Origin of the sequence: Actinomadura soli, assembly GCF_005889715.1 — a bacterium.
GTDB lineage: Bacteria > Actinomycetota > Actinomycetes > Streptosporangiales > Streptosporangiaceae > Spirillospora > Spirillospora soli.
In genome coordinates this window covers 1-9,135 of the sequence record NZ_VCKW01000298.1, presented here as the reverse complement: position 1 = coordinate 9,135, position 9,135 = coordinate 1, and the positions used below count along the sequence as shown (strand labels likewise).

The following is a 9,135-nucleotide window of genomic DNA, read 5'->3' as shown; positions in this document are numbered from 1 at the left end:
GATCGGCCCGCCCCGGAGGACCCGCCTCATGCGGCCGGTGAAGGAGCGCCCGCCCCCGGGGGGCGCCCCAGCGGCGGGTGGACGCGCCACGCCGAGGGACGAGGGACGACGCCAGGCGGGCGTCCCGCCGGGTTAATGTGCGGACCCGTGCGGAGTAAGAACTACGAAAACGACGTGCTGGCCGGCGACTGGCGCAGGCCCCGCAAAGGTCAGATCCCGGAAGTCCCGGCCGAACCCGGCCTGGTCGCCGAGGATCCCGACAGCGGCTTCTGCGGCGCCGTCGTCGGCTGCGACAAGTTCGGCGTCACCCTGGAGGACCGGTTCGGCAAGCGGCGCGTGTTCCCGCTGACCAAGTCCGGATTCCTCATCGACGGCAAGCCCGTCACGCTCGTCCGCCCCAGCGCGGCGCCCAGCGAGCAGCCGGCCCGTTCCGCGTCGGGGTCCATCGCCGTTCAGGGGCTCCGGGCGAAGGTGGCCAAGGAGAGCCGGATCTACGTGGAGGGCGTCCACGACGCCGAACTGGTCGAGAAGATCTGGGGCCACGATCTGCGGGTCGAGGGCGTCGTCGTGGAGTACCTCGAAGGCGTGGACGACCTGCCCGCCATCGTCGAGGAGTTCGGCCCGGACGGCGACCGCCGCCTCGGCGTGCTCGTCGACCATCTCGTGGACGGCTCCAAGGAGTCCCGGATCGCCGCGCAGGTCTCGTCGCCCCACGTCCTGGTCACCGGACATCCGTTCATCGACATCTGGGAGGCGGTCAAGCCCGCGTCCGTGGGCATCCGCGCCTGGCCGCGCATCTCTCGCGGCATTCCGTGGAAGGAAGGCGTCATCGCCGAACTCGGCTGGGGTGACGACACGGGCGCGGCCTGGAAACGCATCCTGGGCTCGGTGAACAACTACACGGACCTGGAGCCTGCCCTCCTAGGCCGCGTAGAAGAACTCATAGATTTCGTTACGTGCTAGCCCAGGGGGCTGTGTGAACCCAGGGGGCGACCCCCTGGAACCCCCGTTGCGAGCCGGTCGGTCGTGGGTCGGCTCAGGTTCGGTCCTAGTCAGACGAGGTCGCGGACGACGGCGTCGGCTAGGAGGCGTCCGCGCAGGGTGAGTACCGCGCGGCCCTGCTCGTAGGGGGCGGGCTCAAGGAGGCCGTCATCGATCGCCTTGCGGGCGGCCTTGTCGTCCAGCAAGCCGGTGGGGCAGCCCTGGGCGAGGCGCAGTTCGAGCATGATCCGCTCAACGCGCCGGTCGTCGTCGTCCAGGATCTCTCTGGCGTGTGCCGGGCTCGTGCGTTCCGCCAGGCGGGCGGCGTAGGCGGCCGGGTGTTTGACGTTCCACCAGCGGGTTCCGCCGACGTGGCTGTGCGCGCCGGGCCCGACGCCCCACCAGTCGGCGCCCGTCCAATACAGCAGGTTGTGGCGGCAGGCGGTGCCGGGGGCGGCGGCCCAGTTGGAGATCTCGTACCAGTGCAGGCCGTGGGCGGTCAGCAGTTCGTCCGCGATCAGGTAGCGGTCGGCCATGGCGTCGTCGTCGGGCGGCGTCAGTTCGCCCCTCCGTACCTGCGCGGCCAGGCGCGTGCCTTCCTCGACGATGAGCGCGTACGCCGACACGTGGTCGGGCTCCGCGCTCAGAGCGGCTTCCATGGAGGCCCGCCAGTCGTCGTCGGTTTCGCCTGGCGTCCCGTAGATGAGGTCGAGGTTGATGTGCTCGAACCCTGCCCGGCGCGTCCAGTCCACCACCTGCGGGACGCGTCCCGGCGTATGAGCGCGCTCCAGGACGGCCAGGACGTGCTCGCGCGCGCTCTGCATGCCGTACGAGATGCGCGTGAACCCGACTTCCCGCAGCCTGCTCACGTACCTCTCGTCCACCGACTCGGGATTGGCCTCCGTCGTGACCTCAGCGCCCGGTGCGAGCCCGAACTCGGCGTCGATCGCGTCCAGGACGCGCCCCAGGTCTTCCGCCGGAAGGAGGGTCGGGGTGCCGCCGCCCACGAAGACCGTCTCTACGGGCAGGACCGCGTCGCCCAGCACCCGCCGGGCCATCCGCACCTCCTGGACGGCGGTGTCGGCGTAGGAGTCGCGGCTCGCCCCCGGCCCAAGCTCTGTGGCCGTGTACGTGTTGAAATCGCAGTAGCCGCAGCGCGTCACACAGAACGGCACGTGCACGTAGAACGCGAATGGCCGCGTCCCAAGGCCGTCGAGGGCGCGGCCGGGCAGCGCACCGTCCGCGGGGACGGGCTCGCCATCAGGAAGGGTCGAGGGCACGCTTCAAGTCTGCCCTGCCCGAGCCCCTGCCCCGTCCGGTCTTCTGGACCGGTCTCATGGGCCGGTCAGGCGTTGCTGAGCTTCTCGCGGAGCCAGTCCGGGATGTGCTCGTCCGTGCGGGGGAAGCGGTCGAGGTCCATGGCGTACGCGGACGAGGTGAGAGGCGGCGTGAAGTCCGGTTCGCCGTCGTAGTCGAACTCGGCGCTGAAGCGGCCCGAGCGCTCGACCTGGAGGCGGGCGGTGAACCAGGCGCCCTTGCCCTGCCGGTACATGACGCGGCGCAGCTCGTCCATCTTCCCGACGGCCTGGCCGGGGGGCATGGCCGTGCGGCGCTCGCCGTCCGGGCCCTCGACCTCCAGGGAGGCGCTGTCGATGCCGACCGTCGCGCGGAACTCGAAGTCGAGCCGCTCCCATCCGGACGGGGCGGCGGTCCGCAGCGCGCGGACGGCGCCGTTCACCGTCTCCCGCTCCTTCGCAGAGCGCAGTACCTGCTCGGGGTCGGTCACGCTGCCTCCGGAGGTCGGCCAATGTCTGTGATCGGCACAGTTCGGTTGATCGGCATACTCGTAGTTGATCGGCACGGTACCCGTCCGACCGTACCGACATGTACCTCCAGACCAAGCAGCCCCCGCCGTGTCGGAGTTTCACAGGCGCGTCCTCACGCGCATCGGGCCGCGCCGCCACGCTGCGGAGCCGTCACCGCGGTGCGGCCGCAACCACCATGAACCCGACACCCACGGGGGACCCGGACTTCACCGGAACGCAACACGCGCGGCCTAGCTTCGCTGATCATGAGAAACCGTGCGCGTCATGCCGTGCTCGCGTTGACCGGCGCCGCCCTTGTCGGCGCTCCCCTCCTCCTCGCCGTCTCCCCCGCGTCCGCCGCCGGCGCCCCCGGCGTGATCAACGTCCATCGCGACGGGCCCGCGAAGTCGCTGCCGTTCACCGCCGGGCGGGACGGGGAGGCCGTGATCTCCTTCGCCGCGTCCGCCCCGGGCGTGTCCTGGGCCCGGAAGGGCGCAGAGTCCGCCGTCGTGGCGATCTCGGTGGACGGACGGCACGTGACCGACCTCGTCGTCCCGTCGTCCGAGCCGGTGGCCCGGAGCCTCGGCCTCGGGCACGTCGGTCCCGGCGAGCACGAGGTCACGCTGCGGTTCGCGAAGGGCAGCGCGCCCGCCGCCCGCCGCGTCACGCTTCAGCGGCCCCGCGTCCAGGTGCCGTCCGGGGGCGCGGACGCGGTCGCGCTGCGGCACGCGCCGATCGTCGTCGGACGGACGGGATGGCCGCTCGGCGACCCGTACCAGAACGCCACCACCGACACCCCGCTCGTCGCCTGGCACGAGACGCGGCCCGCCGCGGCGCCCGGCCACCGGATCATCGAGTACTCGGTGGTGTGGAGCAACGAGGACGGCGGCACCGACTCGCCCGCGCTGATGGCCCGCTGGGGCCGCACGACCGACATCGAATGGGTCTACCGGGTCGAGGTGGACGAGTCCGGCGCCCGCGTCGACGACACCGCCGTGTACCAGGCGCCGATGCACATGACGCTCAAGTTCCGGGGACGCTACGAGGGCGACCATCCGGTGCTGCAGACCTGCACGTCCAACAACAACATGTGCGACGTGATCTCCCCGAAGCCGCCGCTGCGCTTCCTCCTCGACGCGTCCAGGACGCGCCCGGACGGCCGCGCCCGCGAGGTCGTCATGGACCGCGAGCCGTGGACGTACCGCATCGCGGCGCAGGAGATGATCCGCGAAGGGAAGATCGAGACGCCGTCCGACCCGGCGACACTGGAGGTCGGCGACCAGCGCACATACCTTTTCGTCGAGTTCGCCAAGAAGACGGGCTCCCCGACCGGGTCGGGTTCGGTGCCGGGTGTGGCGCTCGGCGTCCGGCTCAAGGACGACCCGTCCGCGCTCTACCGGTCCGACCACGACCAGCCGACCTGGTCGATCGACCGTGACGGCGCCGTCGCCACCACCGTCGAGCTGCCGGAAGGGACGGCGGTCTCCGACATCGCGGCGATCGAGGCTCTTCGCCGTCCGACCGGGGCCGGGGACAACGGCGCACCGGCCACGGTCACGTCCATCAACCGAGGGTTCTTCCTGGACGACTCGTATCTGCCGCAGCCGTCGTCCATCGGCTGGAAGGGCTCGGTGACGGTCACGCAGGAGAAGCCGTCCGCCGTGGTGTGGCGTCCCTGACTCCCCATCCGCGGATCAGCCGGCCCGTGGCGCGAAACGGCCACGGGCCCGGGGAATGCGGGAACCCTTGCGAACTCCGGGCGCGTCCAAGGAGTCATACACTTTCGCCATAGGTCGCACAGCGAACGCGTAGCGAACTAGGAGAGGACGTCCGCCATGGCCTACGGGCCTCCCCCGTCGCCCGGCCATGGGCAGCAGCCCGAGTGGCAGCAGCAGGCCCCCTGGCAGCAGCCCGGAAACATGTGGCAGCAACCACAGCAGCCGCAGCAGCCGCAGCAGCCGCATCAACAGCCCCCGCCGCATCAACAGCAACAGCCTGGCGGCCCGGCCGATTGGCAGCAGCAGCCGCAGGGCGGTGGCACCGTCCAGATACCCGGCCACTTCGGCCCCGTCACCGACGACGAGAAAACGTGGTCGCTCATGGCGTACGTGGGCCAGTTCCTCGTCAGCGCCATCGCACCGGCCGTCGTCTACGTCGGCAAGGCGCGTTCGCCGTTCGCGCGCAAGCACGCGGTGCAGGGCCTCAACATGAGCCTGGCGTCCATCGCCGTCTGGTTCGTCTTCGGGCTGCTGTCGCTGGCCGTCGAACTGCTCATCTGGGTGCCGCTGCTGTTCACGGCCGTCGTGATGTTCTTCCTCGTCTACGCGGGCCGGGCCGCCAACCGCGGCGAGTTCCGCCGCGTCCCGTCCGCAGTGGCCTGGCCCCTGCTGAAGAAGTAAACGGGGACCGGCGCCAGGGGCAGGCCCAGGGGGCGGGCCAGGGCCGGGAGGCTACTTCCTGCCCTTGTCGGTGGGCTCGCCGCCACCGGTGGACAGCGCCGCGACGAAGGCCTCCTGCGGGACGTCCACCCGCCCGATGGTCTTCATCCGCTTCTTGCCCTCCTTCTGCTTCTCCAGCAGCTTGCGCTTGCGGGAGATGTCGCCGCCGTAGCACTTGGCGAGGACGTCCTTGCGGATCGCGCGGATGTTCTCCCGGGCGATGATGCGCGCGCCGATCGCCGCCTGGATGGGCACCTCGTACTGCTGGCGCGGGATCAGCTCCTTGAGCTTGGACGTCATCATCAGCCCGTACTCGCGCGCCTTGTCCCGGTGGACGATCTGGCTGAACGCGTCCACCGACTCGCCCTGCAGCAGGATGTCGACCTTCACCAGGTCGGACTCCTGCTCCCCGCTCGGCTCATAGTCCAGCGACGCGTACCCGCGGGTCCGCGACTTCAGCTGGTCGAAGAAGTCGAAGATGATCTCGGCGAGGGGCAGCGTGTAGCGGATCTCGACGCGGTCCTCCGACAGGTAGTCCATGCCGAGCAGCACCCCGCGCCGGCCCTGGCACAGCTCCATGATCGCGCCGATGTGCTCGGACGGGGACAGCAGCGTCGCCTTCACCACCGGCTCGTACACCGCGGCGATCTTGCCCTCGGGGAACTCGCTGGGGTTGGTGACGGTGTGCTCCGTCCCGTCCTCCATCGCCACGCGGTACACCACGTTCGGCGCGGTCGAGATCAGCGACAGGCCGGACTCGCGCTCCAGCCGCTCCCGGACGATCTCCATGTGCAGCAGCCCGAGGAACCCGCAGCGGAACCCGAACCCGAGCGCCGCCGACGTCTCCGGCTCGTACACCAGCGCGGCGTCGTTCAGCTGCAGCTTGTCGAGCGCGTCCCGCAGCTCGGGGTACTGGTCGCCGTCCACCGGGTACAGGCCGGAGAACACCATCGGCTTCGGGTCGCGGTAGCCGCCGAGCGCTTCGGGCGCCCGCCGGGACGCGCCGGTCACGGTGTCGCCGACCCTGGCCTGCCGGACGTCCTTCACCCCGGTGATCAGGTAGCCGACCTCGCCCACGCCGAGGCCCTGCACGGACACCGGCTCCGGGGAGATCACGCCGACCTCCAGGGTCTCGTGCGCCGACCCGGTCGACATCATCAGGCTCTTCTCGCGCCGCGACAGATGCCCGTCGATGATCCGGACATAGGTGACGACGCCGCGGTACGTGTCGTACACCGAGTCGAAGATCAGCGCGCGGGCGGGGCCGTCGGGGTCGCCGACCGGGGCCGGCACCTCCTCGACGATCTTGTCGAGCAGCTCCCGGACGCCCTCGCCCGTCTTGCCCGACACGCGCAGGACGTCCGACGGCTCGCAGCCGATGATCCCGGCCAGCTCCTCCGCGTACTTGTCCGGCTGCGCCGCCGGCAGGTCGATCTTGTTGAGGACGGGGATCAGGTGCAGGTCCGCCTCAAGGGCCAGATACAGGTTGGCCAGCGTCTGCGCCTCGATGCCCTGCGCCGCGTCCACCAGCAGGACGGCGCCCTCGCACGCCGCCAGCGACCGCGACACCTCGTAGGAGAAGTCCACGTGTCCCGGCGTGTCGATCAGGTTGAGGACGTGGTCGACGCCGCGGGACGTCCACGGCAGCCGGACCGCCTGGCTCTTGATCGTGATGCCGCGCTCGCGCTCGATGTCCATGCGGTCGAGGTACTGGGCGCGCATCTGGCGCTCCTCGACCACACCCGTCAACTGGAGCATCCGGTCCGCGAGGGTCGACTTGCCATGGTCGATGTGCGCGATGATGCAGAAGTTGCGGATGATCGCGGGATCGGTCTTGTCAGGCTCAGGCGCTCGCACCGGGGTCCGTTCGCAAACTCACAGGTGGACATGAATGTGTACCCCCATGGTCCCATGCCGGACTCGATGCTCCGTGCACGGCCTGGTTTGGGACGGGCCCCGTTGATTGGTAGGCTGTGCGCTTGCGTGTGGCGTAGCGTCGTGCCCCGGGGCACCGTCCCGCCCCCGTTCAGACATTCGTCAGGGCCTGCGCATGAGCAGGCGACTATCGCGACCAAGCTGAGGCACTACGACGTGGCAAACATCAAGTCCCAGATCAAGCGCAACAAGCAGAACGAGAAGGCCCGCCTGCGCAACAAGGCCGTCAAGTCGGAACTGAAGACGGCGATCCGCAAGTTCCGCGAGGCCGCCGAGGCCGGCAACGTCGAGGACGCCGTCGTCGCGCAGCGCCACGCCGCCCGCAAGCTGGACAAGGCCGTCAGCAAGGGCGTCATCCACAAGAACCAGGCCGCCAACCGGAAGTCGGCGATCGCCAAGCGCGCCGCCGCCCTGCAGGCCGCCAAGTAAGAACCGGGCAGGCGCCGGGGAAGCGCTTACGACACGAGGGCCAGTCCCGCAACGCCGGGGGTTGGCGTCCGCGACGTCGGGCCAGTTCCCGCGACGCGGGGTCAGCATTCGCGACGCCGGGTCAGTGCCCGCGAACAAGCCCGCACGCACGCACGGGGCCGGCCATGGAAGCCGGCCCCGACGCATTTCCGGACACATATCCATGGACGAGCGCCGCGCGACGAGGATCTCCAAATACCTCGCCCTGCATCTGCGGCACCGCCCCGAGCGGATCGGCCTCACCCTCGACGCCGAAGGCTGGGCCGACGTCACCGAACTGCTCGCGGCCGCCGCCCGCCACGCGTTCCCGTTCACGCGCGCCGAACTCGAACACGTCGTCGCCGCCAACGACAAGAAACGCTACGAGCTGGCCGGGAACCGGGTCAGGGCCGTCCAGGGACATTCCGTCCCGGTCGAGCTGAACCTTCCGCCGACACCCCCGCCGGAATTCCTGTACCACGGCACCGTCCGCCGTTCCGTGGAATCGATCCTGCGCGAGGGATTGCGGCCCATGGGGCGGCATGACGTGCACCTGTCCCCCGACCGCGAGACGGCCCGGCGCGTCGGCGCCCGCCGGGGCGAGCCCATCATCCTGACCGTCGACGCCGGACGGATGGCCGCCGACGGGCACGAATTCCGCGTCAGCGCGAACGGCGTGTGGCTGGCCGGCTCCGTCCCACCGGAATATCTTCGAGAATGATCTCGGCGGACGCCCAGTCCGGGATATGCCGCACCCATTCGGGCCCTTCCGCCGTCCCGAACAAGTACCGGTACGGGACGACGTCGCGAATGGCGCGATGCACGTCCAGGCGGTCGTCGATCATGTGGGTGATCCCGAGTTCCTCGCAGTGCAGCGCCTTTTCCGGCCGCTTCCTGCAGAACCGGACGTTCTGCCTGGGCAGGCCCGTCCGTCCGTAGAAGTCATGCTGGTCGAGCCAGGCCAGCGTCCGCTTCCGCACGCGGTCGCCGCACTTGGAGATGATCCAGGCCCGTCCGCCGAACGCCTCGATCAGCCCGGGCAGCACCTCGTACACCCCCGCGGTCGCGGGCGAGGCGAGCGCCTCCTCGAAACTCCCGCCGAGGAACACGGTGTCGTCGTCACCGGGGGCCAGCAGCCCGCCGTGAATGACCCGGCCGAAATCGACACCGAGCCTCGGTTCGCCATTCATGCCCCCAACTCTCCGCCTACGCACCCTAAAGCAGAACTATTAACATCCCTGTCACCTATAATCACTACCTATGGATCTGGGTCGCCTCTCCACTGACGCGCTCGCCTCGTTCGCCGTCTTCGCCGACCACCTCAACTTCACCCGCGCCGCCGAGGAGCTCCACATCTCCCAGCCCGCCCTCCACGTCAAGGTGCGCAAACTCGCCGACACCCTCGGCCGCCCCCCGTGTTCCTCGGCGGGAGTTTCGAGGAGGCGCTCGCCTCGCCCGCGACCGCGGGGGTGTACGAGGTGCTGCCCGGGCTGATCGAGGCGTTCGGCGGACGGGCCTGTGGCCCGCCC

10 protein-coding genes are annotated in these 9,135 nt (G+C 70.1%); 6 read left to right on the top strand and 4 right to left on the bottom strand.

Translation table 11 applies throughout. The features are described 5' to 3' along the window. The first annotated feature begins 147 nt into the window (after positions 1-147). Positions 148-963, top strand: a complete 816-nt coding sequence (locus ETD83_RS35765; protein ID WP_230421402.1) for a DUF3097 domain-containing protein — start codon at positions 148-150, stop codon at positions 961-963. Between the two features lie 89 nt (positions 964-1,052). On the opposite strand, the gene hemW is transcribed toward ETD83_RS35765, so the two are convergent. Beyond that, a complete protein-coding gene (gene hemW / locus ETD83_RS35760) occupies positions 1,053-2,261 on the bottom strand; it encodes a radical SAM family heme chaperone HemW (protein ID WP_138649634.1) in 1,209 nt (402 codons plus the stop codon). A gap of 65 nt (positions 2,262-2,326) precedes the next feature. After that, positions 2,327-2,767 (bottom strand): antitoxin YezG family protein, encoded by a 441-nt coding sequence (locus ETD83_RS35755; RefSeq protein ID WP_138649633.1) that lies wholly within the window; start codon positions 2,765-2,767, stop codon positions 2,327-2,329. Positions 2,768-3,052: 285 nt separating this feature from the next. Here ETD83_RS35755 and ETD83_RS35750 point away from each other — a divergent pair, with 285 nt between their 5' ends. Both ETD83_RS35750 and ETD83_RS35745 read left to right on the top strand, forming a co-directional pair. Then, entirely contained in the window at positions 3,053-4,465 is a 1,413-nt protein-coding gene (locus ETD83_RS35750) for a hypothetical protein (RefSeq protein WP_138649632.1), read from the top strand. Between the two features lie 156 nt (positions 4,466-4,621). Beyond that, positions 4,622-5,185 carry a DUF4870 domain-containing protein gene (locus tag ETD83_RS35745; RefSeq protein WP_138649631.1) on the top strand — a complete coding sequence of 188 codons (564 nt, stop codon included), beginning with the start codon at positions 4,622-4,624 and terminating at the stop codon, positions 5,183-5,185. A gap of 51 nt (positions 5,186-5,236) precedes the next feature. On the opposite strand, the gene lepA is transcribed toward ETD83_RS35745, so the two are convergent. Continuing rightward, the gene (gene lepA, locus ETD83_RS35740) at positions 5,237-7,081 is read right to left on the bottom strand and encodes a translation elongation factor 4 (RefSeq protein ID WP_138649630.1); all 1,845 of its coding nucleotides are present in this window, start codon (positions 7,079-7,081) and stop codon (positions 5,237-5,239) included. A gap of 234 nt (positions 7,082-7,315) precedes the next feature. On the opposite strand from lepA, the gene rpsT reads away from it, so the two are divergent. Next, entirely contained in the window at positions 7,316-7,588 is a 273-nt protein-coding gene (rpsT, locus tag ETD83_RS35735; protein ID WP_138649629.1) for a 30S ribosomal protein S20, read from the top strand. A 202-nt stretch (positions 7,589-7,790) separates the two neighbouring features. Beyond that, entirely contained in the window at positions 7,791-8,327 is a 537-nt protein-coding gene (locus ETD83_RS35730) for an RNA 2'-phosphotransferase (protein WP_138649628.1), read from the top strand. On the opposite strand, the gene ETD83_RS35725 is transcribed toward ETD83_RS35730, so the two are convergent. Further along, on the bottom strand, positions 8,269-8,796 hold the full coding sequence (locus tag ETD83_RS35725; protein ID WP_138649627.1) for a hypothetical protein: 528 nt from the start codon (positions 8,794-8,796) through the stop codon (positions 8,269-8,271). The two genes, ETD83_RS35730 and ETD83_RS35725, sit on opposite strands and share 59 nt — an antisense overlap. 70 nt (positions 8,797-8,866) lie before the next feature. Between ETD83_RS35725 and ETD83_RS35720 the strand changes: the two genes are divergently transcribed. Further along, positions 8,867-9,100, top strand: coding sequence for a LysR family transcriptional regulator (locus ETD83_RS35720; RefSeq protein WP_138649626.1), 234 nt, complete (start codon positions 8,867-8,869; stop codon positions 9,098-9,100). Positions 9,101-9,135: the final 35 nt, after the last annotated feature.